The organism is Mesorhizobium sp. M0514 (assembly GCF_040321145.1).
GTDB lineage: Bacteria > Pseudomonadota > Alphaproteobacteria > Rhizobiales > Rhizobiaceae > Mesorhizobium.
In genome coordinates, this window is the sequence record NZ_JAMYQZ010000052.1 from 1 (window position 1) to 25,360 (window position 25,360).

Here is a 25,360-nt window from a genome sequence, read left to right on the forward strand (position 1 = left end):
ACGCCGGCGTCGACACCGGCGGCGTGTTGAAACAGGCGCGCGGCAAGCCGGAGCCCGGCGACATTATTTCGAGCTATGCGTTGCGCCAGGCGGCGTTCTCGCGCGACATCTGCGTCGAGGCGGTCCGCGGTGCCTTGGACGGCAAGCTTGTCACGATCGACCCCGGCCTGCCGTCGAAACAATGGTACCATCCGACGATCTGGTTCTATCTCTGGACCGGCCTGACCAAGCGGGTTTGGTAGCCAGCCTTCCCTCGGAATCTCGCCTTTCTTTTTGCGACGTCCAATAGCGTCGCTTTTGAATGCGCGCGCGTCGTCCCATAACAAGCAGCCCCACTGCGCATCCGGCAATGCTCGCACCTGCTGGACAAAGTGGTGGAGCGTCGTTTCCCTCATGGACGCACGGCGCTCTACAGGGAGTGAGAGAATTCATGGCCGATCTGATCGTCGTCTATTGGCGCGACATCCCCGCCCAGGTCATCGTCAAGAAGGGCCGGCAAAACGCCAAGCGCGAACTGCCGCTGCGCTTCACCGAGGCGATCGATATGTGCGCCATGCGCACCGGCGCCGGCGGCACCGACGATTACCTCGCCGAATGGCGCAAGGCCGATCCGATCCCGGTCGGCGACGACCTCGAAGCCGAGGTCGAGAAGGCATTCAGCGACATCGACGCGAAATACGACCGCGAGCGGCTGGTCGCTCTGGTCAAGGCAGGCGGGAAAGAAAATGTCTGAAACCACTCCTGCCAAAGAGGGGCCAAGGGTTACCCAGCCGGTTACCCAGGCCACTCAGGTCAAGAAAGCAGCGCCGAAATCGGACTACAAGCCGGCCGACGTATCGCCGCAGCGGCGCGTGCAGCGCTCGTTTGCGATCAGGCTGTGGTCGATCCGCCATTCGCGATTGCTCGAATGGTTCTACTCCAGATTCGCAGACATGTTCCTGCTGCTCCATCCGCTGTGGAAAGGCCTTGGCTACGGCCGCGTCGAAGCGCCGATCAAGTTCGTTGAAAAACGCGTAAAAGGCTTCATGTTCGACTGCCGCATGTGCGGTCAGTGCATATTGTCCTCGACCGGCATGTCGTGCCCGATGAACTGCCCCAAGCAGCTGCGCAACGGCCCGTGTGGCGGCGTGCGCGCCAACGGCAATTGCGAGGTCGAGCCCGACATGCCTTGCGTATGGGTCAAGGCCTGGGAAGGTTCGCGGAACATGGAGCATGGCGACAGGATCCTGACCGTTCAGAAGCCCGTAGACCAGTCGCTGCGCGAAACCTCGGCCTGGCTGCGGGTGACGGCGCAGTCGGCAGCGGCCGGTGAAGCCGCTGCCAAAGCCAACACTGGAGCGGCCGCGTGATCGGCCGCCAGCGCGACGAAAACCCGGCCGGCATCCATCTGCCGCTCGATCCCCTGCCCGGCCACTCCTCACGTGGCCGACTGGAGCGTGTGCTGCGGCGCGGCGAATTCGCGGTCACCACCGAGCTCAACCCGCCCGACAGCGCCGATCCCGAAGACGTCTATAACCGCGCGAAAATCTTCGACGGCTGGGTCGACGCCATCAATGCCGTCGATGCCTCCGGCGCCAACTGCCACATGTCCTCGGTCGGCATCTGCGCGCTTTTGACCCGCATGGGCTATGCCCCGATCATGCAGATTGCCTGCCGTGACAGGAACCGGATCGCCATCCAGGGCGACGTGCTGGGCGGTGCGGCGATGGGCGTCGCCAACATGCTGTGCCTCACCGGCGACGGCGTCCAGGCCGGCGACCAGCCCGGCGCCAAGCCTGTCTTCGACCTCGATTCCATGTCGTTGCTGGAAACCTGCCGCATCATGCGCGACAACGGCAAGTTCCTGTCCGGCCGCAAGTTGACGACGCCGCCGCAAATTTTCCTCGGCGCCGCCGTCAACCCCTTCGCGCCACCCTTCGATTTCCGCCCGATCCATCTCGGCAAGAAGATCGCCGCCGGCGCGCAGTTCGTGCAGACGCAGTATTGCTTCGACGTGCCGATGTTCAGAACCTTCATGCAGAGGGCGCGGGACTTGGGGCATACGGAAAAAGTTTTCATCCTGTGCGGCGTCGGCCCGCTGGCTTCGGCCAAGACGGCCAAATGGATCCGCTCCAACGTGCCGGGCATTCATATTCCCGATACCATCATCAAGCGGCTGGAAGGCGCGCAGGACCAGAAGAAGGAAGGCAAGCAGCTCTGCACCGACATCATCAACGAGGTGAAGGAAATTCCTGGTGTCTCCGGCATCCATGTGATGGCCTACCGCCAGGAGGAATATGTCGCCGAGATCGTCGATGAATCGGGTGTGCTGAAAGGCCGCCAGCCATGGAAACGTGAGATCCGCCACGACGATCAGATGGTCGCCGACCGGCTCGAGAGCATACTGCACGACGACATTACCGAAACGCAGGTGGATATGGTGAAGACCGCGCACTGACAGCGCGGACGGCCAGCCATTCGCTTGAATGAAACCAGACAACGATATAAAGAAATCTTTATATCAGGCGGAGAGACTTCATGACCCGGACCATCGTCGCCTCGGCGACACGAGAGATCATCATCGGCTTCGACCAGCCTTTCTGCGTCATCGGCGAGCGCATCAACCCGACCGGCCGCAAGAAGCTGGCCGCCGAGATGATCGCCGGCAATTTCGAGACCGTCATCAAGGATGCGCTGGAACAGGCCGCCTGCGGCGCCACCATGCTCGACGTCAATGCCGGCGTCACCTCCGTTAATCCGAACGAAACCGAACCCGGCCTGCTCGTGCAGACGCTGGAGATCGTCCAGGGCCTTGTCGACCTGCCGTTGTCGATCGACTCGTCGGTGACCGCCGCCATCGAGGCAGCGCTCAAGGTCGCCAAGGGCCGGCCGCTGGTCAACTCCGTGACCGGCGAAGAGGAAAAGCTCGAAGCCATCCTGCCGCTGGTCAAGAAGTACAACGTTCCGGTCGTCGCCATCTCCAACGACGAGACCGGCATTTCGATGGATCCGGATGTGCGCTTCGCCGTCGCCAAGAAGATCGTGCAGCGCTGCGCCGATTTCGGCATTCCGGCGCATGACGTCGTCGTTGACCCGCTGGTGATGCCGATCGGCGCGCTCGGCGATGCCGGCCGCCAGGTCTTCGCGTTGCTGCGCCGTCTGCGCGAAGAGCTCAAGGTCAACACCACTTGCGGCCTGTCCAACATTTCGTTCGGCCTGCCGCACCGCCACGGCATCAACGCCGCCTTCATCCCGATGGTGATCGGCGCCGGCATGACTAGCGCTATCATGAACCCGGTTCGCCCGCAGGAAATGGAAGCCGTGCGCGGCGCCAATGTGCTCAACGGCACCGACGAGAACTGCACCAACTGGATCCGCACCTACAAGGATTACAAACCGGCCGAAGGCGGCCAGGCGGTCGCAGCGCCCACCGCCGTTAACGCTCCGGGCGAAGGCGGCGGCAATGGCGGTCGCCGGCGCGGCGGCCGTGAAGCCCGCATGGCCAGGGGATAAGCGCGCAATCGTGAACTCGCCTGCAAACATTACCGATCCGCTCGTGCTGTTCATGCCGTCAGGCAAGCGCGGGCGGTTTCCCGTCGGCACACCGGTGCTCGATGCCGCGCGTCAGCTCGGCGTCTATGTCGAGAGCGTCTGCGGTGGCCGCGCCACCTGCGGTCGCTGCCAGATCGAAGTGCAGGAAGGCAATTTCGCCAAGCACAAGATCGTCTCGTCCAACGACCACATCTCGCCCAAGGGCGCCAAGGAAGAGCGCTATGAGCGCGTCCGCGGCCTGCCCGAGCGGCGCCGCCTGTCCTGCTCGGCGCAGATTCTCGGCGACCTCGTCATCGACGTGCCGCAGGACACGGTCATCAACGCCCAGACCATCCGCAAGGATGCCGACACGCGCGTCATCGCCCGCGATGCGGCAATCCGCATGTGCTATGTCGAGATCGAAGAGCCCGACATGCACAAGCCGCTGGGCGATCTCGACCGCCTCAAGATCGCCTTGATGAAGGATTGGGGCTTTAAAAACCTCGAATTCGATTTCTACCTGATGCCGCAGGTGCAAAGCATACTGCGCAAGGGTAACTGGACCGCGACCGCGGCCATCCACAAGGATGCCGAAAGCGACATCGCCCGCGTCATAGCACTCTGGCCCGGCCTCAAGAACGAGGCCTATGGACTGGCCTGCGACATCGGCTCGACCACCATCGCCATGCATCTGGTGTCGTTGCTGTCGGGCCGCGTCGCCGCTTCGTCGGGCACCTCCAACCCGCAGATCCGCTTCGGCGAGGATCTGATGAGCCGCGTCTCCTATGTGATGATGAACCCGGACGGCCGCGAAGGCATGACGGTCGCCGTGCGCGAGGCGATCTCGGGCCTGGTCGACAAGGTCTGCGCGGAAGGCAATGTCCAGCGCAACGACATCCTGGATTCCGTCTTTGTCGGCAATCCGATCATGCACCATCTGTTCCTCGGCATCGATCCGACCGAACTCGGCGGCGCGCCCTTCGCGCTCGCCGTCTCGGGCGCGGTGCGCATCAAGGCCTCCGATATCGGCCTGAAACTCAACCAGGGCGCCCGCCTCTATATGCTGCCTTGCATTGCCGGCCATGTCGGCGCCGACGCCGCAGCCGTGACGCTGTCGGAAGGCCCGCATCGTCAGGACGAGATGATGCTGATCGTCGACGTCGGCACCAATGCCGAGATCGTGCTTGGCAACGGCAAGCGGGTGGTCGCAGCCTCCTCGCCCACCGGTCCCGCCTTCGAGGGCGCGGAAATCTCCGGCGGCCAGCGCGCTGCCCCCGGCGCCATCGAACGTGTGCGCATCGACCCCGATACGCTGGAGCCGAAATACCGCGTCATCGGCTCTGAACTCTGGTCCGACGATCCCGGCTTCCTCGACAGCGTGCAGGCGACCGGCGTCACCGGCATTTGCGGCTCCGGCATCATCGAGATCGTGGCCGAAATGTACCTCGCCGGCATCATCTCCGAGGATGGAGTGATCGACGGGTCGCTGGCCGAGCGGTCGCCGCGCGTCACGGTCAACGGCCGCACCTTCTCTTATGTCTTGAAGGAAGGCGAACCCAAGATCACCATCACCCAGACCGACGTGCGCGCCATCCAGCTTGCCAAGGCGGCGCTCTATGCCGGCACCAAGCTTCTGATGGAGAAGCAGAACACCGAACACGTCGACCGCATCCATTTCGCCGGCGCCTTCGGCTCGTTCATCGATCCGAAATACGCCATGGTGCTCGGCCTGATCCCGGATTGCGACCTCGACAAGGTCTCGGCCGTCGGCAACGCCGCCGGCGCCGGTGCGCGCATGGCCCTGCTCAATCGCGGCTATCGCCGCGAAATCGAGGATACCGTCAGCCACATCGAGAAGATCGAGACCGCACTGGAGCCGAAGTTCCAGGAGCATTTCGTCTACGCGATGGCGCTTCCCAACAAGGTCGATCCGTTCCCGAAACTGTCGGCGGCGGTGAAATTGCCGCCACGCAAGACCGTCAGCGAGGATGGCGTCGCCGGCGACTCCGCCCCGCGGCGGCGTTCGCGCGAAGGCCATGCCGCCAGGCGCAGCCGGGAATAAGCCGCCTTACGAAGGCCGCCAATTCGCCCAATTTCATTTGTATGCAAATGTTTCCAGATCGCACCGATCTGGAAACCGAAACGCTGTTTTGGCGCAATCCGTCCGATACAGACGTGAAGCATTTAACGGACATCGAAGGGCGGACCGGACTATTCCGCCGCCACAACGCTCCAAAGGAGAATAGAGATGTTCGAGACCCTCGGCCGTTTTCGTGCGGCCATGAAGAATGCACAGGCCGTGCGCGCCATGAACAACCTGCCACCCGAAATCCAGAAGGACATCGGCTGGCCCGTGTCGTCGCGCATCGACGCCCAGACCAACCTGTCGCGCCTGATCCTGGGCTCGGGCCGCTGATGACCTTCGCCGACAAGTGCAAATTGCTGACCAATCGCCGGGACCGCCGCGTGGTCCCGGCTGCGACCGACATCAAGCTTCGCGCCGCGCTGCTGCCCCGGCGCTGAGCCGCGCTGCCCAGAGCCGCGGACGTGGCTGATCAAACAACCGTGTTGGCTTGGGCCAGAATCTTGACATTTCGGCTGGAGGTACGATCTTCGAGATAGTGGGGAATTCTCTTAGTCGGCTGCTGCCGAGCTTGTGTATTCGAATGCCCAGTTTCAAAAGCCACCTCGTTTCCTTCATCCTCCGGCACAGCCGCAAGAAGGCATTTGCCAGCCCGGAAAACCTGCAGCGCTGGATCGCCTATGCCCGCAAGACCGAGGATCATCATCCCCCGGCATTGCTGCGGGAGCGGCTCGATACCACTGATCGCAGCGTCGATGGCTTTCCCGTCTACGAGATCGCGCCGAAGGCGGGCGAACGCAGGCGCATCCTCTACATGCATGGCGGCGCCTATGTCTTCCAGATCACATCCTATCATTGGGGGTTGATCGCCGAGATGGCCGAGCGCTTGGGTTTCGGCATCACCGTGCCGATCTATCCCATCGCGCCGGAGCATGATTTCCACGCCATGTTCGGCATGGTCGGCGACGTCTACCGGCAGATGCTGGATGAGACCGACGCTGAAGACATCGTCTTCATGGGCGATTCCGCGGGCGGCAACATGGCCGTCGTGCTGACCATGATGGCGGCTGAGGAAGGCCTGCCCTTGCCGTCGCGCCACGTGCTGATTTCACCCGGCCTCGACATGTCACTGTCCAACCCCGAAGTGTTCGAGGCGGAACGCAACGATCCGTGGCTCGGCATTTCCGGCGGGCTGGAAGCGATCCGCATGTACAGTGCCGGCATCGATCGCAGCGACTGGCACATCAGCCCGCTCTATGGCGACCTCTCGGTGCTGCCGCAGACCCTGCTTCTGACCGGCTCGCACGACCTGCTCAGCCCCGACAATCTGATCTTCGCCAAAAAGGCGCGCGCTGCCGGCGTCGACGTCCAGGTCGTCTACGAGGAAGGCATGTTCCACGTCTGGCCGCTGATCGAGATGCCGGAGGCGCGTCGCGCCAGGGACAGCATCGTCGCCTTCCTTGAAGGTGAGCCCACCAAGCGGCGCGCAACTGCGCGGCGCACGGCGCGACCCGCTCTCGCGGCGCGCCCCGCCCAAGCAGCGGAATAGCAGAGCAATTCCAGGAAAAGTGTAAAACGGTTTTCCCGGGAAATGCGTGTAGTGCTTTCCCTTGGGAATTGCGTCAAAACAAGGAGTTAGAGCGGCTCGCCGTTTCCGTGAAACGGTGAACCGCTCTAGAACTTGCCGGTTTCGCGGAAAAGCTCGAACGTCGCACGGATATGGTCGGCGACGGCCTTGACCGGCGCGCTGGCGTCCGGCGACACCACCATCGCCAGATTGTAGGTGCCGATATCGGGCATGCCGTCCTTCGGGCAAAGCTCGACCATGTCGTTGCCCAGGAACGACTTCGGCAACGGTGCAACCGCGAGATCCGACATGATGGCGGCGCGCTGGCCGGCCGTGTGGGCGCTCATATAGGCGATGCGGTAATTGCGGCCTTCACGGCTCAGCGCATCGAGCGCGCCGGCCCGCCAGGCGCAGCCCTCTTCCCACAGCGACACCGGCAAAGGCTCGCGCAGATGCGCGCTGCCGCCCTTGGCGCCGGCCCAGACGATCGGCTCGGTGAGCAGCACCTCGGCGCCGAGTGCGCTGGTCTTGTAGGAATTGGTCAGCAGCGTGATGTCGAGCGCCCGGTCGTCCATGCGGCGGCGCAGATTGCTGCTCTGGTCGATGGTGACGTCGACGGCAATCGACGGATGCGACTGCGCGAAACGCTTCAGCACATGCGGCAACACGCGCTCGCCATAGTCGTCCGGCGAGCCGAGCCGCACCACGCCGACGATCTCGGGGATGATGAACTTCGACACCACCTCGCGGTTGATCGACAACAGCCGGCGGGCATAACCGAGCAGCATCTCGCCATCCGTGGTCAGCGTCACCGAGCGCGCATCCCGCGCGAAAACAGAGCGCCCGAGAATGTCCTCGAGCTTCTTGATCTGCATGGAGACCGCCGACGGCGTGCGGAACACCGCATTGGCCGCCGTGGTGAAACTGCCGGTCTCTGCAATGGCCACGAAGGTGCGCAAAACGTCGAGATCGAGCAGCGGCAGCGGATGATTGAGTGGGGCGTTCATCGGGATCGACCTTCAATTTTTCTGATGTGAAGCATCATTCCATTTCGTTTGATTGAACATCAGATTGGGAGGATAGTCAACTCCATCGAAGGCAGGACGTGCCATGGCTCCAACGCTCCTGACACGGAATTGCACTCGATGCGGAATATCCAGGCGACGGAACGCGTTCATGCGGGACGTGCCACAACCAAAGGAGAATGAGATGTCTATCCTGTCATCCATCGGTCGGCTTGCGATCGAATTCAGCGCGGCCCGCGCTCGCTTCCAGACCGAACGTGCGATCCGCTCGCTGCCGATCGAACTGCAGAAGGATATCGGCTGGCCTGAAGCTGCCGACACCAAGACCGGTGCACGCCGCGGCGTCGGATCCTGGGCTGGAGCAAAGTAAACCATTGTGTACCATGCGCTGAAGGCCTGCCGCGCAGACCAGCCCGGCAGGCCTTCTCTATTTTGCCTCGCAGGCTTTCTCCAACTTATTTGCATTCAAATGATTTTCAGAGCCATGTCGCCGCTGCATGGCGTATATGCGTCACTTGCATGGCGCCTCAATGTCGCCGGTAACACGCTGTAAGTAATCGTAAATTTTGGGCACCATGCCCAATAATGTCGCAAACGATGTCGCATTTCCATTCAAGCGCTTCGCATTTGCGATTTAGTTTCTGCTCACGCAGGCCTATATCGACGCCAGCAAACGAGCTGCCCCACTCCATCAAGCGAAGGCGACCCGTCTGAGCAACCGATAGGAGATGATGATGAAGCTTTTTGCCCGCCTCTTTGCCCGCCGCGAAATCAACCTGACGACCGCTCTCGAGCGCCAGCGCCTTGCCAATACCATGCCCGGCCAGACCGGCGCCATGAATGCGGTGCGCCTCGGTTTCGTTGCCTGAGATAACGGCTAGCGCTCAGCGCTTCCCTGCCGCTGCCGACAGTCGATAATAGCGCCGCTTCGGTTTGACCGAAGCGGCGTTTTTCGTTCTGAAGCCGATGTCGCCGGGAGAGCGATGCTCAATCCGGCGGCAGCCCGTGCCTGTCATCCCGGACGATTGCTCATTTGCGACCCATGTCGCAAATATAGTTTCCGCTTAGCCCCCTAGCCAATTGACAGGAATGGTTTTTCCTGATGTCGCTGTGCTGTTCGCGACATCCTGTTCGCGCCATGGCTGCGTGAGGTTCCCTTGAACGCCGTAAAGCATCCGATCAAGCGATCGTTTGTATTCTTCCTTGTCCCGGACTTCACCATGATCGCCTTTGCGACGGCGCTCGACCCGCTGCGCTCGGCCAACCGCATGCTTGGCTATGAGGCCTATCGCTGGCGCCTCGCCAGCATCGACGGCAAGCCGGTGCGCGCCTCCAACGGCGTCGAATGCGCCGTCAACACCTCGCTCGAGGAAGAGCGCAAGAAGATGGCCGGGCCGGATCGGCCGAACATGGCCATCGTCTGCAGCGGCATGAATGTCGAGCGCTACCAGAATAGGTCGGCCTTCGCCTGGCTGCGCGAGGAATACAACAGAGGCGTCGCGGTCGGCGGCCTGTGCACCGGCGCGCATATCCTTGCCGCCGCCGGCCTGCTCTCCAACAAGCGCTGCGCCATCCATTGGGAAAACCTGCCGGGCTTTTCCGAGGCCTTTCCGAAGGCCAACGTCTTTGCCGACCTCTTCGAGATCGACCAGAACATTTACACCTGCGCCGGCGGCACTGCGGCACTCGACATGATGCTCAAGCTGATCGGCGACGATTTCGACGACAATCTGGTCAACCGCGTGTGCGAGCAGGTGCTGACCGACCGCGTGCGCAGCCCCACCGACCGCCAGCGCCTGCCGCTGCGCGCCCGCCTCGGCGTGCAGAATTCCAAGGTGCTGACCATCATCGAACTGATGGAAGGCAACCTCTCCGAGCCGCTGTCGCTGATCGAAATCGCCGACCATGTCGACCTGTCGCGCCGCCAGATCGAGCGGCTGTTCCGCACCGAGATGGGCAGGTCCCCTGCCCGCTACTACCTGGAAATCCGCCTCGACCGCGCGCGACACCTTTTGATCCAGTCGTCGATGCCGGTGGTCGAAGTGGCGGTCGCCTGCGGCTTCGTCTCGGCGTCGCATTTCTCCAAATGCTACCGCGAGCTCTACGCCCGCTCGCCGCAGCAGGAGCGCGTCGACCGCAAGCAATTGCTGGCGGCTTGAGAGTCACGTGACCGCGCGAACGGCACTCTCCAAAGAACTCGCCGACCGGCAGAGTTTCCGCCTCGACGTCGAAAAATGGGCAGCATTCATGGCGGCGTTGGAAACTCCTGCGCGTGACCTACCACGCTTGAAGCGATTGCTGAGCGAACCGAGCATCTTTTCCGTAGGCGACCCAGCTTAGGTCACTGCGCCTGCGCCGTCCGCATAGCCTCGACGCGGATATCCTCGGTCAGCCGCGCCTTGAGCGCCGAGAACTCCGGGCTGGTCTTCAGCGTGTAGTGGCGTGGATGCGGTAGGTCGATGGCGACATCCGACTTGATGCGGCCTGGCCGCGCGCTCATCACGATCACCCGCGAGGCCATGAAGATCGCCTCCTCGATGTCGTGGGTGACGAACAGCACCGTCTTCTTGCGCCGTTCCCAGATGCCGAGCAGCAGTTCCTGCATCAGCCCGCGCGTCTGGTTGTCGAGCGCACCGAACGGCTCGTCCAGCAACAGGATTTCGGGGTCGTTGGCGAGCGCCCGGGCGATCGCCGTGCGCTGCTGCATGCCGCCGGACAGCTGCTTTGGCCAATGGTTCTCGAAGCCCTTGAGCCCGACGAGGTCGACATAGGAAGCGACGATCCCGTCTCGCTCCTTTTCGGCCATGCCGCGTTCGCGCAGGCCGAAGGCGATATTCTGCGCCACCGTCAGCCACGGAAACAGCGTGTAGGACTGGAATACCATGCCGCGATCCGGTCCCGGCCGCGTCACCGCCTTGCCGTCAAGCAGCACACGGCCTTCGCTCGGCGCTTCCAGGCCGGCAACGATCCTGAGCAGCGTCGACTTCCCGCAGCCGGACGGCCCCAGAATGGTGATGAAGTCGTTGGCGGCGACCGCAAGGTCGACCGGCATCAGCGCCTTGACCGGCTGCCCGCCACGCACGCCGGCGAAGGTTCGCGAGACGCCTTCGATAAGCAACTTGCTCATGCCAGGCTCCAGGGGAAGAGCCAGCGATTGAACGCCTTGAAGGCGAAGTCGGACAACAATCCGATCAGCCCGATGACGATGATGCCGAAGATGATCTGCCCTGTCGCCAGCCGCGACTGGCTGTTGATGATCATGTAGCCGATGCCTGAGGACGAACCGATCAGCTCGGCGACGATGACATAGGTCCAGGCCCAGCCGAGCACCAGCCGCAGCGTCTCGGCAATCTCGGGCGCATTGGCCGGCATGATGACGCGTTTGACGATACCGCTGTTGGTCGAGCCCAGCGTATAGGCCGCCTCGACCAGGTCGCGCCGCGTCGAGCCCACCTTGACCGCGACGATCAGGATGATCTGGAACACCGAGCCGACGAAGATGACCAGCAGCTTTTCCAGCTCGCCAATGCCGGCCCACAGGATGAGCAGCGGAATGAAGGCCGAAGCCGGGAGGTAGCGGGCGAAGGAGACGAACGGCTCCAGAAACGCTTCTATTGGCTTCCAGGCGCCCATGGCGATGCCGATCGGCACGGCGACGATCGACGCCAGCAGGAACCCGCCGAAGACCCGCCAGATGGTGATCAATATGTCGAGCCAGAAGCGATCCTCGACCAGCAGCCGCCAACCATCCCGCAGCATCGACAGCGGGTCGGCGAGGAAGATGCGGTTGACGTGGCCGCCAAGCGTGATCCACGCCCAGAAGGCGACGAACAGCACGAAGAAGGAAATGCCAAGCACGGTTCGAATGCCCGGCGACACCGGATGCAAGGGGCGCATCTTCAGATCGTCCGCATCGTCAGATCGTCCCCATGCTCAGTCGCGTTGCCCGGTAGAAAGCGGCGGCGCGCTGGCACCGCCGCATGATGGTCAAAGGCCGGACTATCAGTTCGCCACCGCGCTGGTATCGGCAAGCGCTGCAACATCTGGCGCTTCCTTGATCAACCCCATCTGCAGCAGAAGCTCGCCGGCGGTCTTGGAAAAGTCCTGGAATTCCTTGGTGAAGAACTGCTTGTTCTCCGCCTTGTCGGCCCATTTCAGGTATTTCGCCGAATCCTCGAATTCTTTCGCAGACTGCTTCACGTCGGCGCCCATGATCTCGTAGGATCTCTGCGGATCGCTCTTGATCAGGTCGAGCGCTTCGAAATAGCTGTCGGCCAGCGCCTTGGCGGCGTCGGGATTGGCGGTGAGGAATTCAGGCGTGCAGCCGACCGTGTCGAGCACCATCGGGTAGTCGAGCGTGGTCGCCAATATGTGGCCCTGATCGGACTTGTCGCGCACCGCCGAGATGAACGGCTCATAGGTGACCGCCGCATCGTTCTGGCCGGCGAGGAAGGCTTGCGCCGCCGCATCCGGTTCCAGGTTGACGACGGTCACATCCTTGGTCGACAGGCCGTTCTTGTTCAGCACCCAGGCCAGCATGAAATAGGGCGACGTGCCCGGCGCCGAGGACGCGACATTCTTGCCCTTGAGGTCGGCGACGGTCTTGATGTCGTTGCGCACGACAATGCCGTCGGCGCCATAGGATTTGTCGAGCTGGAAGATCTGCTTGGTGGTCACCCCTGAGGCGTTCCACACCAGCCAGGTCTCGACCGTGGTGGCGGCGCATTGCAGATCGCCGCTGGCGATGGCGAGCGGCCGGCTGGCCTGCGGCACCTTCTTCAGGGTCACGTCGAGGCCATGCTTCTCGAAGATGCCGGCCTGCTTGGCGAGCGTCAGCGGCGCAAAGCCGGTCCATCCGCTGATGCCGATGGTGACCGATGTGGCAGCCTCGGCCGGCACGGATATTGCAGCCGCAAGCGCCAATACCGCGGCAGCGACGATGGTCTTGTTCATGTCGGTTCCCCTTGTTTTTTCGGATGCCGAATTGTGTCACAGACGCCCATGGGCTTGTCAATGAAACCGGCCCTTCACGGCAGCGTGATGATGCGAACGCTAACGCGCATCGAACATCCAGCTGCGGTCGCGCCACATCTTTTCGCCGACCTGGCAGTCGGTCGGCCGGTCCTGCGCCAGCACCACCGGCGGATGCCCGGCCTCCTCGCGCGCCCGTTGCGGCGAAGCGGGACCGGCCAGCTCCAGCACCAGCTTGCGGCGGATGGCTTCGGGAAACTGCGTCCAGTCATTGACCGGGATCATAAAGGATCCGGGACCGCCGATGACGCAGTCGCTGTAGTAGCGGTCGAGATTGTTGACGTCATAGGCGCCGCCGAACCCGCCGCGCGTCATCAGCGGCAGGCCGTTGATGATGATGCCTTGCTTGACCACCGCGTCGCGGGTGATGTCGACGGGCGCGCCCTGGTTGTTGGGCCCGTCGCCGGAAATATCGATGACGCGCTTTGTCCCCTGAAAACCGCTTTCGGCGAACAGATCGCTGCCGAATTCCAGCGCGCCGGAAATCGAGGTGCGCCGGGCGCTGGCCGGCGGATGGGCGGAAAGCTGCGCGGCCACCCGCTCGGCATCGGCCCGGCTGGCGATCACCGTCCACGGCACGACGACCTGCTGCGTGGTCGCTCCCGCCCATTCGACATAGGTGACGGCGACCTTGCCGTAGGCGCCATCGGCGATGGCCTGCAGAACATTGTCGTGCGTCAGCGCAGCAGCATAGCCGTGACGCTGGATTTCAAGTTCGCCCGGCGACATCGACAGCGACACGTCGACGGCCAGCACCAGCTCGACGTCGACCGGCTCGGCGGCTTGAACCGGCGGCACCAGCCAGAGCCCCAGCGCCAGCGCGGCGCTGCCTGAAAGGAAATGTCGTGCGCAAGAAAAAGCAGACATACCCGAAGGTAAGCGAAAACCGGCTGCTGACAAAGCAAAAAGCCCGGCGAGGTGCCGGCTTTTCGATATGTTGGTTGGAACCGATGAAGCTCAACTCCTCGGCTTCAGATTCTCTGGATCGTAGAGCGGCTTGTAGCCGACGGCAGCCACCTCGACCGGGTAGGTCTCGCCGAAATATTCGATGGCAAACTTGCGGCCCTCCTGGGCATGGGCCCAGGGCAGATAGGCGAGGCCGATGTTCTTGCCGATGGTCGGGCCATAGGCCATCGACGTGGTGAAAGACCGGCGGCCGAGTTCGTCGACCAGCGTCTCGCCGGTCTTCGGATCCATCACCGGCATGGTGCCGACGGGATAGCGGGCAACGCCTTTCGCATCGACGTTCTCGGTCATCACCAGCGTGCACAGGATCGCCGGCTGGTGCTCGCGGGCGCGGTATTCGACATGTTTGGCCTTGCCGCAGAAATCGTTCTCCTTGACCTTCGGTCGGGCAAGGTCGGCCTCGAGCAGATTGTACTCGGTCAACAGGTCGGCGTTCTGCAGGCGCAGGCTCTTTTCCATGCGCCGGGTGTTGGCATAGGTCTCGACGCCGAACGGCATGACCCCGGTCGAGCGCAGCGCGTCCCAAACGGCCAGGCCGTCTTCGTAACGCATATGCAGTTCCCAGCCCTGCTCGCCGACATAAGAGATGCGGAATGCCGTGACATCCTTGCCGCCGATCCTGACCGGCTTGATCGCCGCGAACGGGAAGTTCTCGAGCGAGAGACCATCCGGATTTTCGACCACTTTCTGCAGCGTGGTGCGGGCGTTCGGTCCCCAGATGCCGATGGTGACATATTTTTCCGTCACGTCGGTGATGGTGACGTCAAAGCCTTTATCCTGCGCGGTGCGCTGCATGTAGCGGAAGTCGCGCGGACCGGCGTCGGCGCCGTCGATCAGCCGACAGCGGTCGGCCATGCGGATGACGGTGAAGTCGGCGCGCACCATGCCTTCCTCGTCGAGGAAGTGGGTGTAGATACCCTTGCCGATGTTGTTGTCGCCGCCGATCTTGGCCGCGCACAGCCACTCCAGCAGCGCGACATGATCCGGCCCTTCGATGTCGTACATCGAGAAATGCGAGAGGTTGACGATGCCGCAATCCTCGCTCATCGCCAGGTGCTCGGCATTGGACACCCGCCAGAAATGGCGGTTGTCCCATTCGTTCTCACGTATGGGAACCCGGTTGCCATACTTCTCCAGCAGATGCTCGTTGGCGGCATAGCCATGCGCGCGCTCCCAACCGCCCAGCTCCATGAAGTAACCGCCAAGTTCCTTCTCGCGCTCCCAGAACGGCGAGCGGCGGATGTTGCGGCCTTTGGAGAACGGCTCGCGCGGATGCACCGCCGGATTGTAGACCTTCATCGCCGTCTCGGTGCAGCGATCCCAGATGAACTGCTCTTTCGTCTGGTGCGGATAGAAGCGCGCATAGTCGATGGCGTGATGGTCGATTTCCGTGCGGCCGTCCGTCATCCAGTCGGCGATCAGCTTGCCCATGCCGGGGCCGTCCTTGACCCAGATGGCGACGGCGTACCAGAGGCCCCTCACCTTCTGGCTCTCGCCCATGGACGGGCCGCCATCGGCGGTCACCTGCAACAGGCCGTTGAAGGAATGGCTTTCGTTGTAGCCGAGTTCGCCCAGGATCGGCGTCAGTTCCATGGCGCGCTCAAGCGGCGCCAGGATCTGCTCCATGTCGAGATCGCGCTGCGACGGCGACAGCCGCGCCTGATCCTTTTCCAGCAAATCGCGCGGATGGCAAAGACGCGGATTGGTCTCTTCGTAATAACCCCATTCGATCTGCCCGCCCTCGGCGGTCCTGGGGTCGCCGGTGTCGCGCATATAGGCCGAATTGCCTTGGTCGCGCAGCAGCGGCCAGCCGATCTCCTTGCCCGTGCCGGCAAACTCATTGTAGGGACCGAAGAACGTCAGCGGATGGTCGATCGGCATGACCGGCAGGTCTTCGCCGACCATCTCGGCGATCAGCCGGCCCCAGATGCCGGCGCAGACGATGACATAATCGGCCATGATCGTGCCGCGGTCGGTGACGACGCCCTTGATGCGGCCCTCCTCGACGATGAGAGATTTGGCCGGCGTGTTGGCGAAGGACTTCAACTTGCCCGACGCTTCCGCCTGGTCGACCAGCTTGCCGGCGACGGTCTGCGAGCGCGGGATGACCAGGCCGGCGTCCGGATCCCACAGGCCGCCCTGCACCATGGACTCTTCGATCAGCGGGAATTTTTCCTTGATCTCGGCCGGTTCGATCAGCCGGGCGCGGGTGCCGAAGGATTTGGCCGAGGCGATCTTGCGCTTGATCTCGTCCATGCGACTGTCATCGCCGACGCGCGCCACTTCGAGACCGCCGATGCGGGCGTAATGGCCCATCTTTTCGTAGAAATCGATGGAGTAGAGCGTCGTCCAGCACGACAGGAAATCATGGCTCGTGGTGTAGCAGAAGTCCGAGGCATGCGCGGTCGAGCCGATATCGGTCGGGATGCCCGACTTGTCGATGCCGACAATGTCGGTCCAGCCGCGCTCGATCAGATGATGCGCGATCGACGCGCCGACAATGCCACCCAGGCCGACGATGACGACCTTCGCCTGTTTCGGAAACTCTGCCATTGCCCGCGACTCCAAGGGGATAAAGCGGGCGCGTCCGCGCCCGTTCGAATGGCGCACAATATGCAGAGGACGTGGATGCAGCTACCGCCTGTTTGCGACACGTCGCAGATGCGACGCGACCCGGCGCGCCGGCGTGCCGCCAGTGGCGATCTATCTCAGGCGAAGGCCCAGATGTCCTCGGCCTGGAAGCCGACCTGATAGCCTGATGTCTTCAGCTTGACCACGACCTGGCCGATTTCGGCGGCCGGCAGCGCGCCGACCTCGACCTTGATCATGCCCGGACGATAGCGCTTGAGATCGAGCTGTTCGAAGACGATCCAGTCGGCGCCCTCGCAATCGACCAGGAAGGCGTCGATATGCGTGATGCCGTTGCGGTCGAGCAGTGTCTGCAACGTCTCCGACGGCACTTCGATGTCCCTGAGATGCGGCGCGAACTTGTTGAAATTGACGTCGGCCTCGCCCCAGGCATTTTTGCCCGACATCAGATTGGTGTCGGTGACCGACGAGCAGCCGATGAACTCGATCGGCAGCGTGCCGGCCTCGAGTGCCGCGGCATCGAAAGTGTGGACGGTGATCGTGCCTTTGGTTTTTGTCACCGCGACCGGTTCGACGACGAAGCGTTCCGTGTCGGGATAGTTGGCGCGCAACCGCTTCTGATTGTACGGGATCGGCTCGACCAGCACGGCCCGCGCCCGCGGAATGCGGTGCAGCCACGGCGTGACGTCGTCGAACAGCGCGCCGTCGCAAGCGCCGACATTGACCATCTGGAAGGCTTGCCCACCGCCAAACCGCGCCTTCAGCGCCGCCTTGGCCAGGAATTTCGTGCCACGCAACGCCGGCCCGCGATCGAGCAGACCGGCAGGCAGGCCGAGTGAAAGGGCGATGCGCGCCAGCCCGGAAATGGAACTCATGGCTTATCTCCAGGTATGGCGATGGGCCGCCTTCCATTCAGGCTTGCCGACGCCCACAGCGCCATGATCGGGCCGACGAGCAAAAGGTAGGGCGGCAGAAGGTTCGGGAAGTAGATGCGGGTGTCGTGGATCGGGAAGACGGTGAATTTCGCCAGCATGCCGAGCACCAGTGCTGCAAGCAGGATGCCGGCGCGGCGATCGAGCCGGAAGCCGGCGCGGCCGAGCGCAAACCACGCGGCCAGCGCCAGAACCGAGACGCCGACCCAGCTGTTGATGCTGATGGCGCGAATGAAGGATGAGGCGAACGCCTTGAGATAGGCGCCAACCGAGAACGGCGGCTCGAAGCCATCCATATTGTAGTGCTGCTCGATGCTGGAGAACCACAGATGCGGCCACCAGCCGGGATGGTGGGCCCAGTGCGAAATGGCGAAATAGGCGACGAAGGACGCGGCAAAGCCGGCCAGCGCGCCCCACGCCCACTGCCGGAAGACCAGCAGCAGCAGGGCGAAAATGGCCAGGAACACGATGTTGTCCGGCCGCGCCATGAAGGCGAGGAAAAGCAGGACGGCGGTCGCTGCCTCGCGGCCGCGCATATAAGCAAACAGCCCTCCGAGGAACAATGCCGCGCACAGCAGATCCGGCGTCGAGGCGCGTGCGGCATCGCCGAAATCGGCCATGATCAGCACCGCGCCGACCACCGGCGCCAGCGCCAGCGCGCCTTCGGTTCGCAGCCACAGCAGCGTAATCATGCCGAACAGCAGCACCGAGAGCACCTGCAGCACCCGCATCGCCTCGACCGGCGACATCACCGAACTCATCGTCGACAGCATCTCGGCGTAGAGGAACTTTATCCGGTACATGCCAAGCAGCGAATGGAAGTCGGCGGAATTTTGCGCCATATGGCTGCGGAAGTCGCCGCCATCGTCGGTCAGCGCCTTGTAGTCGGCGGCCGGCACGCCGGCCTGGACCGTGCTGTAGGCATAATCATGCAGCGCCTGCGCATTGGCGAAGCTGCCTTCCTCGGCGATTGCGAGATAAGGCAGCATGTCCCAATTGGCGTCGGGCAACGTCCAGGCGGTGAACGCCGTCAGCAGGATATAGAGCGAAAACGCGATCGCGCCGATTGGCGCGGCCCATCGCGCATAAGTGCCCTCGCCCCACGCCAGAGCGGCCGCGGTCAGCCGGTCGAGTGTGTTTTGCGGGGCGGGAGACTTGCTCAGCATTGTCGGACTCGGGACTTCGCTCAACGGACTTCTTTAACGGACTTGGCTTTTGACGAAATCCTTCACGATTCCCACGATGCCGCGCGACAGCAGGCTATCGAAAGCATCGACGAAACGGTCGACATGCTCGCGCTGACAGGTCAGCGGCGGCTCGAGACGGATGACGTTGCGGTTGTATTCGGTGAAGGCGACGAGCACGTCATAGTCGCGCAGCAACAGCGCGCCGACGAAGCCCGACAGCGAGCCCTTCAGCTTGTCGTCGAGGACGCTGACGATCGGACGCAGCACCATCGGCAAGGTCTGCGAGAAGTCGTGGAACTCGAGCCCGACCATAAAGCCTTTGCCGCGCACATCCTTGATGATCTTCGGGTACTTCTGCTTCAGCGCCTGCAGGCGCTGAAGCAGATAGTCGCCGGTAGTGGCGGCGTTGTCGATCAGCCCCTCATCATAGAGCACGTTGATGCCCTCGATCGCGGTGACGCAGGCCTCGCCCATGCCGCCAAAGGTGGCCATGGCATGGATCATCGCCGTCTTCGGCGTGCCATAGGCCTTCATATAGACCTCGCGCCGGGCGATCATCGCGCCGACCGCCGCCTTGCCGGCGCCGAGCGATTTCGCCAGCGCCGTCACATCGGGCACGACGCCATAATGCTCGAAGGCATAGAAGCGTCCCGAACGGCCATAGCCGCACTGCACTTCGTCCGCCACCCACAGCACGCCATACTGGTCGCAGAGCACGCGCAATTTCTGCCAGTATTGCGCCTCTGCCTGGATGATGCCGCCGCCGCCCTGGATTGTCTCAAGCACGATGACGCCGACCTCCGGGTCGGAGCGGAACAGCCGCTCGACCGCTTCGATATCGGCGAACGGAATGCGAACGGTGTTCTCAGCCATCTTGAAGTCCGCGCGGTAGAGCTGGCCATCGGTAATGCCGAGCACGCCCTTGGTCTTGCCGTGGAAGGAATTCTCGGCATAGACGATTTTTGGCCTCTTCGGCCCGGCGGCGCGCTCGGCGAGCTTCACCGCCGCTTCCATCGCTTCCGAACCCGACGAGCCCAGAAACACCATGTCGAGATCGCCGGGCGAGCATTTGGCGATGTTGTGCGCAAGGGCCGATGCATATTGCGACATGAAGGCGATGGCGATTTCCTGGCGCTTCTCCTCCTGGAATTTGCGCCGGGCCTCCAGGATGCGCGGATGGTTGTGGCCGAAGGCCAGCGAACCGAAGCCGCCGAAGAAGTCGAGAATCTTGCGGCCGTTCTGGTCGATGTAGAACATGCCTTCGGCACGCTCGATCTTGATCTTGTGGAAGCCGAGCAGCTTCATGAAATGCAGCTGGCCCGGATTGAGATGCGCCTTGAACAGGTCGGTCATGCGCGCGACATCCATCGCCTTCGCCTGCTCGACGCTGATCAGGTCGGGCTTGGCGATGGCGGTAGGCGACAACGCCGGCGCGCCGACCATGGTGCGCGCGTTCGTCTGCTCAGGCTTGGCCATGACGGTCATTTCGGAGTTCTCCTGGTCGTCCCACTTATTCGGCGGGGACATGATTGGCGGTGACGGCAAGCCCGTCTTTCTTGGCGCGGTATTCGCTGTAGGCGGCGATCAGCATGTCCTCGTCGCGATATTGCGGCACCCAGCCGAGCTGGCGCTCGGCCTTGGATACGTCGAGCACGCACTCCTCATCGGCGATCAGATATTGTTCGGGATCCATGATCGGCATGTTCATGAGATCGAGCAGGTCGAGGGTGCGCTTGACCGCCCAGCCCGGCGTCGGGATCAGCAGCGATTTCGAGCCGGCATGCTTGATCAGGTCGCCCAGCAATTTCTTCACCGGCGGCGGATTGAGGGAGCCCAGATTATAGGCCTGGTTGGGCACGCCTGCCTTCCAGGCCGCGCGGGCAGCTTCCGCGCAATCGAACACCGAGATGAACTGATAGGGGTTCTTGCCCGAGCCGATCATCGGCACAGGAAAATTCCAGTCGATCAGTTTGAACAGCTTTTCCAGGATCCCGAGCCGGCCGGGACCGATGATCAGACGCGGGCGAAACAGCGAGATCGACATGCCGCGCTTGCGCCATTGAGCGGCGAGCTCCTCGGTCTTCTGCTTCGACCAGCCATATTCGCCGAGCGGTGCGACCGGGTGCTCCTCGGTCATCGGCTGGGTGACCGTGTGGCCGTAGATCATGTCGGTGGTGTAGTGGACGAGCTTGGACGCGCCGGCCTTGTCCATCGCCTGCATGATGTGTTCGGTGCCGTGGAAATTCACCGGAAAGAAGAAGTCGTGACGCTTGGCCCGCACCTGGATCGGCGACAGCATTTTGGCCGACAGGTTGTAGACCATGTCGTCGGCCTTCAATCCGATGTTGGCCACCGAGGCCGTATCCGTGACATCGCAGGTGACGAAGCGAACGTTGCGATAGTGCGTCAGGTCGCTCTTGACGATGTCGGCAACGACAACCTCTTCACCATCGGCCACAAGCTTCGGGGCAAGATGACGGCCGACGAAGCCGTCGCCGCCGAAAATAACATGTCTCATCGAACGATCTCGCTGGTCTTGTCGGGGATGATGGAAGCGGTTTGGTCGTCATGCCCGCTCCCGCCCAAGTCTCGACCGCTTTGCGCGATCAGCACGGTGCCGATGCAGATGAAGGCGATGCCGGCAATGCGCCAGGCATTGAGGTCCTCGCGGAAGATGAAATAGGCGAAGATCGCAACCGCGACATAGGCAAGGCTGAGGAACGGATAGGCAAAGCTGAGCTCGACCTTGGACAGCACATACAGATGCGAAGCCATCGAGATGACGAAGGTGCACAGGCCGAGAAACACCCATGGGCTGAAAACGATCTGCAACAGCTTCAAAAGCGGATTGGCTTCGAACGAAATCGGCCCGAGCGACATCATGCCTTGCTTCAGCATCAGCTGCGCCGCGGCATTGGTCATGACCGTAAACAGAATGAAGACGATATATTTCATATTTTGCACCCGCCACTCGCAACGGTCCTATTACTAACCTGCAAACATTTCGTGAAGTCACGACATGCTTTGAGTAAACCACGAAACTTACGATCTATTCACCATGACCTATTCGGATTGTACCTATTCAGCTGCCTCGACACGCCCTGGCCGGACGTTGAGCTTTTTCGCCGTCCGCAGCCAGAAACTGGACACGAACGCCGGGTCGCGCAGCGCTTCAAGCCGCTGCCAATTCGGGAAGGAGGCCGCGAAAGTATCAGCGCCCATGCGCGCATCCTTGTACGGGTTGACCGCGCCGCCGGCCGCGACCGTGATGCGGTCGAGTTCGCTGAGCAGGGCCAGCGTCCTGTCGCCGCGATTGGGGAAATCCAGCGTCAACGTGAAGCCTGGCCGCGGAAAGGACAGCAGCCCCGGCGAGCGGATCGAGCCGAAGCGCTTCAACACGGTGAGGAAAGAGCCCTGCCCGGCCCGTCGCGCCGCCTCGAGCAGCGCCGGCATGGTCTGACGCGCGACATTTTCCGGCACCACGCTCTGGTGCTGGTAGAGACCTTTCGGGCCATACAGCCGATTCCAGTCGCCGACACCATCAAGCGGAAAGAAAAAGCCCTGGTAGCCGGTTTGGCTCGGCCCCGGCGAGTGCCCCTTCTTCCACCGATAGGCGGCGTTGAAGGCGGTGAGGAACGGCCGGTTGAGCACATTGAACGGCGGCTGGAACGGCACTGAAAAACGGGAGCCGGCGCGAGACGCCGCATGCGAGCCATACTCGGCATGATTGCCTGTCAACAACAGGCCGCGCCCGCGGCCATGGCCGCCGGCAAGCTGGTCGATCCAGGCGACGGCATATTCATTGGCCTGGTCGGCGGCCTCGGCCAGTTCGAAGAATTCGCCGAGATCGGCAAACCGCGTTACCTTCTCGGCGATATCAAGGGAATGCACCCGCATCAGCCGGATCGAGGCCGACAGGATCAGGCCGGTCAGCCCCATGCCGCCGATCGTCGCCGCAAACAGCCTTGCATTGTCGGTTGCCGAGCAGGTGTAGGTCCGCCCGTCCGAGCGCAGCAGCGTGAACGACTCGACATGGCAGCCAAAGGTGCCGCGCCGGTGATGGTTCTTGCCATGGACGTCATTGGCGATCGCGCCGCCAAGGGTGACGAACTGGGTGCCTGGGACCACAGTCGGAAAGAAACCGTAAGGTGCAGTGTGCGCAATGATATCGGAGAGGAACACGCCGGCCTCCGCCTCGAGCAGGCCGGTCTCGGCATTGAAGGCGCCGATGCGGTTCAGCGGCCGCATGTCCACGACCGCACCTGGCTCGTTCTGGCAGGAATCACCGTAGGAGCGGCCATTGCCATAGGCGAGCAGAGCGTTCTTTGTCGCCTTGCCGCTTCGCATCAGCGCGATGGCATCGTCGGCCGCGATGCCTCGCTTTGCGGCCGGCGTGGCGAGGCCAAAACTCCGGTACCGTTCGCCGGCCATGCCCTACCAGCCTCCCGCGACCAGAAGGGCGGCGCCGATCACCACGACGATCTGGCTTCGCCAGTCGCGAATGATGAAGATGACCGGATCGTCATTCATCTCGTTGCGGCGCGCCAGGATCCAGACCCGCATGGTCAAATACAGCACGATCGGCGCCAGCGGCCAGACCAGCCAGGGATGCGGATAGAGTTCGCGTACCGCGACGCTGTCCATGTAGAGCGCCAGCACCAGCGCCGAGGAGAAGGCCGACGCCATTCCTGCCTGGGCGACGATCTCCTGATCTTCGATGCGGTAGCCGCGGCCGGCAATGCGCTCGCCCACCGGAATGGCTGTGGTGCGCAGTTCGACATAGCGCTTCACCAGCGCCAGCGACAGGAAGAAGAAAATCGAGAAGGCGAGCAGCCAGAACGAGACTTCGACCCCGGTCGCCGCAGCACCTGCCAGCACACGCACCGTGTAGAGCCCGGCCAGCGTCAGTACGTCGGCTAGGAGCATGCGCTTGAACGACAGCGAATAGGCTGTGGTCACCACCAGATAGCCGGCGAGCACGCCCAGGAACTCGGTCGGCAACAGAAGCCCGGCGGCAATGCCGATCGCCAGCAGCACCGCCATCGCGCCGAGACCGAACGGGATCGACAAAGCGCCGCTGGCGAAAGGCCGGTTGCGTTTGGTCGGGTGCTTGCGGTCAAGCGCAAGGTCGAAGAAATCGTTGAGGATGTAGATGGCGGAAGCCACGGCGCTGAAGGAGACGAACGCCAGCAGGCATTGCCAGATCATGTTGATGTTGAAGTATTCATGCGACAGCACCATCGGCACCGCGATCAGCGAATTCTTCAGCCACTGATGCACCCGCAGCATCTTGACGAATGTCTTCAATGTCCTTTTCGGCGCCGGCATCCTTTCGGCGCTATGCGCGGCCTGCCAGCGCTTCGCATGGCGGTCGGGCGCCACGACGATGGCGTTGCGTGCGGCTCCGAAAACCTTGAGGTCGTGCCGGCTGTTGCCGGCATAGTCGAAACCGCCGTCGCCATAGGCGGCGATGAGCGCGTCGCGCTTGCGGCCCGAGGTCATGTTGTGGGGACCGTCGGTCGCCAGCACATAGTCGAAGACGCCCAGATGCGCGGCGATCGTCTCGGCGAACTTGCGTGGCGTACCGGTCGCCAGCACGATCTTGCGTCCGTCGCTATGGTCGGCGCGCAGCCGCTGCAGCAGCGCTTCGCGATAGGGCAGCGAGGCCGGATCGATGTCGATGCGGTCGGCAATCGCTTGTTTCAGCCGCGCCGGGCCGGCGGCCAGCCAGAACGGAACCAGGAAAACATAGAGCGGATTCTTCTTGAGCAGGATGAACAAGCCTTCCCAAAGAAGATCGGTCGCAATCAGCGTGCCGTCGAGGTCGACCGCAAGCGGGATTGCGTTCTTGTCCGACCGCGCATCCATATCTTTCCTGCCCAGCTCAAAAACCCGTCGCGCCACGTTTCGGCGTCTTGGTATCCGGCATAGCGAGCAACGGCGCAACGAACGTTAAAACGTCTGGTTGCAACGGATATGCGCCGGGGTATTTCCCTCGTCATCGTTAAGCAACCGTTGCCGTAGACGAGAAAAGGCCGGGCATTGCCCGGCCTCTACTACATTTGCCTGCCGACTTACTTGATGCGGGCAACGCCACCCGAGATTTCGACCGTTTCCGAGCCGGTCAGGGCCTCGAGGTCACCATTGGGCAAGGTGACAAAACAGCCGTTCGGGCAGAATTCCACGGTTTCGCCGGCCGCCAGCGCCAACTCCGTCTTGCCGCCGCCTTCCGTCACGATCAGCGTACGGGTCTCAGCATCCTTGTTGACCGCGCTGGCGGCAAAGGCCGAGCCACTCGCTGCGGTAAGAGCGATGGCGACGACGAGCGACTTCCACATTTTGCAATATCGGTGTTTCCACACCGCCTCTGTTGCATTTCGCAAGGCATTCTCGCCTTTGCATGTGAGCTTATATGAGATGCAAGCTGAACCGCAACTGAATGCCGCATTCATGCCGCAATTGGTTTGGGA

25 protein-coding genes and 1 pseudogene are annotated in these 25,360 nt (G+C 62.6%); 12 read left to right on the forward strand and 14 right to left on the reverse strand.

Annotation, left to right across the window (positions count from 1 at the left end; all coding sequences use genetic code 11):
* From NKI61_RS20615 to NKI61_RS20650, 8 genes and pseudogenes are all read left to right on the forward strand, one after another.
* Positions 1 to 242, forward strand: a pseudogene (locus tag NKI61_RS20615) (formyl transferase); the annotation flags it as partial.
* A 188-nt stretch (positions 243 to 430) separates the two neighbouring features.
* Entirely contained in the window at positions 431 to 733 is a 303-nt protein-coding gene (locus NKI61_RS20620) for a virulence factor (RefSeq protein ID WP_023670397.1), read from the forward strand.
* Positions 726 to 1,349 (forward strand): methylenetetrahydrofolate reductase C-terminal domain-containing protein, encoded by a 624-nt coding sequence (locus tag NKI61_RS20625; protein ID WP_352825777.1) that lies wholly within the window; start codon positions 726 to 728, stop codon positions 1,347 to 1,349. Before NKI61_RS20620 ends, NKI61_RS20625 begins: the two co-directional genes overlap by 8 nt.
* The gene (locus tag NKI61_RS20630) at positions 1,346 to 2,437 is read left to right on the forward strand and encodes a methylenetetrahydrofolate reductase (RefSeq protein WP_023744709.1); all 1,092 of its coding nucleotides are present in this window, start codon (positions 1,346 to 1,348) and stop codon (positions 2,435 to 2,437) included. The genes NKI61_RS20625 and NKI61_RS20630 overlap by 4 nt, the downstream gene beginning before the upstream one ends.
* 80 nt (positions 2,438 to 2,517) lie before the next feature.
* Positions 2,518 to 3,492, forward strand: a complete 975-nt coding sequence (locus NKI61_RS20635; protein ID WP_023670394.1) for a methyltetrahydrofolate cobalamin methyltransferase — start codon at positions 2,518 to 2,520, stop codon at positions 3,490 to 3,492.
* Positions 3,443 to 5,572 (forward strand): ASKHA domain-containing protein, encoded by a 2,130-nt coding sequence (locus NKI61_RS20640; protein WP_352840568.1) that lies wholly within the window; start codon positions 3,443 to 3,445, stop codon positions 5,570 to 5,572. The genes NKI61_RS20635 and NKI61_RS20640 overlap by 50 nt, the downstream gene beginning before the upstream one ends.
* Before the next feature lie 186 nt (positions 5,573 to 5,758).
* Positions 5,759 to 5,926, forward strand: a complete 168-nt coding sequence (locus NKI61_RS20645) for a hypothetical protein (RefSeq protein WP_023670392.1) — start codon at positions 5,759 to 5,761, stop codon at positions 5,924 to 5,926.
* A 250-nt stretch (positions 5,927 to 6,176) separates the two neighbouring features.
* Positions 6,177 to 7,142 carry an alpha/beta hydrolase gene (locus NKI61_RS20650; RefSeq protein WP_352840570.1) on the forward strand — a complete coding sequence of 322 codons (966 nt, stop codon included), beginning with the start codon at positions 6,177 to 6,179 and terminating at the stop codon, positions 7,140 to 7,142.
* Positions 7,143 to 7,267: 125 nt separating this feature from the next.
* On the opposite strand, the gene NKI61_RS20655 is transcribed toward NKI61_RS20650, so the two are convergent.
* Positions 7,268 to 8,167 carry a LysR substrate-binding domain-containing protein gene (locus NKI61_RS20655; protein WP_023670389.1) on the reverse strand — a complete coding sequence of 300 codons (900 nt, stop codon included), beginning with the start codon at positions 8,165 to 8,167 and terminating at the stop codon, positions 7,268 to 7,270.
* Positions 8,168 to 8,369: 202 nt separating this feature from the next.
* Between NKI61_RS20655 and NKI61_RS20660 the strand changes: the two genes are divergently transcribed.
* From NKI61_RS20660 to NKI61_RS20675, 4 genes are all read left to right on the forward strand, one after another.
* Positions 8,370 to 8,555, forward strand: coding sequence for a hypothetical protein (locus NKI61_RS20660; RefSeq protein WP_023670388.1), 186 nt, complete (start codon positions 8,370 to 8,372; stop codon positions 8,553 to 8,555).
* Between the two features lie 364 nt (positions 8,556 to 8,919).
* Positions 8,920 to 9,054, forward strand: coding sequence for a hypothetical protein (locus NKI61_RS20665; RefSeq protein WP_023691011.1), 135 nt, complete (start codon positions 8,920 to 8,922; stop codon positions 9,052 to 9,054).
* A 351-nt stretch (positions 9,055 to 9,405) separates the two neighbouring features.
* Entirely contained in the window at positions 9,406 to 10,344 is a 939-nt protein-coding gene (locus tag NKI61_RS20670; RefSeq protein ID WP_348524244.1) for a GlxA family transcriptional regulator, read from the forward strand.
* A gap of 7 nt (positions 10,345 to 10,351) precedes the next feature.
* A complete protein-coding gene (locus NKI61_RS20675) occupies positions 10,352 to 10,525 on the forward strand; it encodes a type II toxin -antitoxin system TacA 1-like antitoxin (RefSeq protein ID WP_023741589.1) in 174 nt (57 codons plus the stop codon).
* Between the two features lies 1 nt (position 10,526).
* Here NKI61_RS20675 and NKI61_RS20680 read toward each other — a convergent pair whose 3' ends face one another.
* The 13 genes from NKI61_RS20680 to NKI61_RS20740 form a co-directional block, all read right to left on the reverse strand.
* Complete coding sequence (locus NKI61_RS20680; RefSeq protein ID WP_023741590.1) at positions 10,527 to 11,312, reverse strand: ABC transporter ATP-binding protein; 786 nt, start codon at positions 11,310 to 11,312, stop codon at positions 10,527 to 10,529.
* Positions 11,309 to 12,082, reverse strand: coding sequence for an ABC transporter permease (locus tag NKI61_RS20685; protein WP_023688107.1), 774 nt, complete (start codon positions 12,080 to 12,082; stop codon positions 11,309 to 11,311). The genes NKI61_RS20680 and NKI61_RS20685 overlap by 4 nt, the downstream gene beginning before the upstream one ends.
* 105 nt (positions 12,083 to 12,187) lie before the next feature.
* Positions 12,188 to 13,138, reverse strand: a complete 951-nt coding sequence (locus NKI61_RS20690; protein ID WP_023670382.1) for an ABC transporter substrate-binding protein — start codon at positions 13,136 to 13,138, stop codon at positions 12,188 to 12,190.
* Positions 13,139 to 13,237: 99 nt separating this feature from the next.
* Positions 13,238 to 14,083, reverse strand: a complete 846-nt coding sequence (locus tag NKI61_RS20695) for a DUF1194 domain-containing protein (RefSeq protein WP_352840572.1) — start codon at positions 14,081 to 14,083, stop codon at positions 13,238 to 13,240.
* A 90-nt stretch (positions 14,084 to 14,173) separates the two neighbouring features.
* Positions 14,174 to 16,735 (reverse strand): GcvT family protein, encoded by a 2,562-nt coding sequence (locus tag NKI61_RS20700; protein WP_352840575.1) that lies wholly within the window; start codon positions 16,733 to 16,735, stop codon positions 14,174 to 14,176.
* Between the two features lie 155 nt (positions 16,736 to 16,890).
* A complete protein-coding gene (locus NKI61_RS20705) occupies positions 16,891 to 17,646 on the reverse strand; it encodes an FkbM family methyltransferase (protein ID WP_352668862.1) in 756 nt (251 codons plus the stop codon).
* Positions 17,643 to 18,869, reverse strand: coding sequence for a hypothetical protein (locus tag NKI61_RS20710; RefSeq protein WP_352840576.1), 1,227 nt, complete (start codon positions 18,867 to 18,869; stop codon positions 17,643 to 17,645). The genes NKI61_RS20705 and NKI61_RS20710 overlap by 4 nt, the downstream gene beginning before the upstream one ends.
* A gap of 33 nt (positions 18,870 to 18,902) precedes the next feature.
* Complete coding sequence (locus NKI61_RS20715) at positions 18,903 to 20,333, reverse strand: aspartate aminotransferase family protein (protein WP_352840600.1); 1,431 nt, start codon at positions 20,331 to 20,333, stop codon at positions 18,903 to 18,905.
* A gap of 67 nt (positions 20,334 to 20,400) precedes the next feature.
* Positions 20,401 to 21,408, reverse strand: coding sequence for an NAD-dependent epimerase/dehydratase family protein (locus tag NKI61_RS20720; protein WP_023688098.1), 1,008 nt, complete (start codon positions 21,406 to 21,408; stop codon positions 20,401 to 20,403).
* On the reverse strand, positions 21,405 to 21,845 hold the full coding sequence (locus tag NKI61_RS20725; RefSeq protein ID WP_352840578.1) for an EamA family transporter: 441 nt from the start codon (positions 21,843 to 21,845) through the stop codon (positions 21,405 to 21,407). The genes NKI61_RS20720 and NKI61_RS20725 overlap by 4 nt, the downstream gene beginning before the upstream one ends.
* Before the next feature lie 123 nt (positions 21,846 to 21,968).
* Positions 21,969 to 23,321 carry an FAD-binding oxidoreductase gene (locus tag NKI61_RS20730; RefSeq protein ID WP_352840580.1) on the reverse strand — a complete coding sequence of 451 codons (1,353 nt, stop codon included), beginning with the start codon at positions 23,319 to 23,321 and terminating at the stop codon, positions 21,969 to 21,971.
* A 3-nt stretch (positions 23,322 to 23,324) separates the two neighbouring features.
* Entirely contained in the window at positions 23,325 to 24,758 is a 1,434-nt protein-coding gene (locus NKI61_RS20735; RefSeq protein WP_352840582.1) for a UbiA family prenyltransferase, read from the reverse strand.
* A gap of 206 nt (positions 24,759 to 24,964) precedes the next feature.
* Positions 24,965 to 25,228 carry a hypothetical protein gene (locus NKI61_RS20740; RefSeq protein ID WP_023670370.1) on the reverse strand — a complete coding sequence of 88 codons (264 nt, stop codon included), beginning with the start codon at positions 25,226 to 25,228 and terminating at the stop codon, positions 24,965 to 24,967.
* Positions 25,229 to 25,360 lie beyond the last annotated feature (132 nt).

Excerpts from the sequence above, each read along its gene's own strand:
- NKI61_RS20620 (WP_023670397.1), top strand. The coding sequence starts at position 431 with ATGGCCGATCTGATCGTCGTCTATTGGCGCGACATCCCCGCCCAGGTC.
- NKI61_RS20625 (WP_352825777.1), top strand. The coding sequence starts at position 726 with ATGTCTGAAACCACTCCTGCCAAAGAGGGGCCAAGGGTTACCCAGCCG.
- NKI61_RS20635 (WP_023670394.1), top strand. The coding sequence starts at position 2,518 with ATGACCCGGACCATCGTCGCCTCGGCGACACGAGAGATCATCATCGGC.
- NKI61_RS20640 (WP_352840568.1), top strand. The coding sequence starts at position 3,443 with ATGGCGGTCGCCGGCGCGGCGGCCGTGAAGCCCGCATGGCCAGGGGAT.
- NKI61_RS20645 (WP_023670392.1), top strand. The coding sequence starts at position 5,759 with ATGTTCGAGACCCTCGGCCGTTTTCGTGCGGCCATGAAGAATGCACAG.
- NKI61_RS20650 (WP_352840570.1), top strand. The coding sequence starts at position 6,177 with ATGCCCAGTTTCAAAAGCCACCTCGTTTCCTTCATCCTCCGGCACAGC.
- NKI61_RS20655 (WP_023670389.1), bottom strand. The coding sequence starts at position 8,167 with ATGAACGCCCCACTCAATCATCCGCTGCCGCTGCTCGATCTCGACGTT.
- NKI61_RS20660 (WP_023670388.1), top strand. The coding sequence starts at position 8,370 with ATGTCTATCCTGTCATCCATCGGTCGGCTTGCGATCGAATTCAGCGCG.
- NKI61_RS20665 (WP_023691011.1), top strand. The coding sequence starts at position 8,920 with ATGAAGCTTTTTGCCCGCCTCTTTGCCCGCCGCGAAATCAACCTGACG.
- NKI61_RS20670 (WP_348524244.1), top strand. The coding sequence starts at position 9,406 with ATGATCGCCTTTGCGACGGCGCTCGACCCGCTGCGCTCGGCCAACCGC.
- NKI61_RS20680 (WP_023741590.1), bottom strand. The coding sequence starts at position 11,312 with ATGAGCAAGTTGCTTATCGAAGGCGTCTCGCGAACCTTCGCCGGCGTG.
- NKI61_RS20685 (WP_023688107.1), bottom strand. The coding sequence starts at position 12,082 with ATGCGCCCCTTGCATCCGGTGTCGCCGGGCATTCGAACCGTGCTTGGC.
- NKI61_RS20690 (WP_023670382.1), bottom strand. The coding sequence starts at position 13,138 with ATGAACAAGACCATCGTCGCTGCCGCGGTATTGGCGCTTGCGGCTGCA.
- NKI61_RS20695 (WP_352840572.1), bottom strand. The coding sequence starts at position 14,083 with ATGTCTGCTTTTTCTTGCGCACGACATTTCCTTTCAGGCAGCGCCGCG.
- NKI61_RS20700 (WP_352840575.1), bottom strand. The coding sequence starts at position 16,735 with ATGGCAGAGTTTCCGAAACAGGCGAAGGTCGTCATCGTCGGCCTGGGT.
- NKI61_RS20705 (WP_352668862.1), bottom strand. The coding sequence starts at position 17,646 with ATGAGTTCCATTTCCGGGCTGGCGCGCATCGCCCTTTCACTCGGCCTG.
- NKI61_RS20710 (WP_352840576.1), bottom strand. The coding sequence starts at position 18,869 with ATGCTGAGCAAGTCTCCCGCCCCGCAAAACACACTCGACCGGCTGACC.
- NKI61_RS20715 (WP_352840600.1), bottom strand. The coding sequence starts at position 20,333 with ATGGTCGGCGCGCCGGCGTTGTCGCCTACCGCCATCGCCAAGCCCGAC.
- NKI61_RS20720 (WP_023688098.1), bottom strand. The coding sequence starts at position 21,408 with ATGAGACATGTTATTTTCGGCGGCGACGGCTTCGTCGGCCGTCATCTT.
- NKI61_RS20725 (WP_352840578.1), bottom strand. The coding sequence starts at position 21,845 with ATGAAATATATCGTCTTCATTCTGTTTACGGTCATGACCAATGCCGCG.
- NKI61_RS20730 (WP_352840580.1), bottom strand. The coding sequence starts at position 23,321 with ATGGCCGGCGAACGGTACCGGAGTTTTGGCCTCGCCACGCCGGCCGCA.
- NKI61_RS20735 (WP_352840582.1), bottom strand. The coding sequence starts at position 24,758 with ATGGATGCGCGGTCGGACAAGAACGCAATCCCGCTTGCGGTCGACCTC.
- NKI61_RS20740 (WP_023670370.1), bottom strand. The coding sequence starts at position 25,228 with ATGTGGAAGTCGCTCGTCGTCGCCATCGCTCTTACCGCAGCGAGTGGC.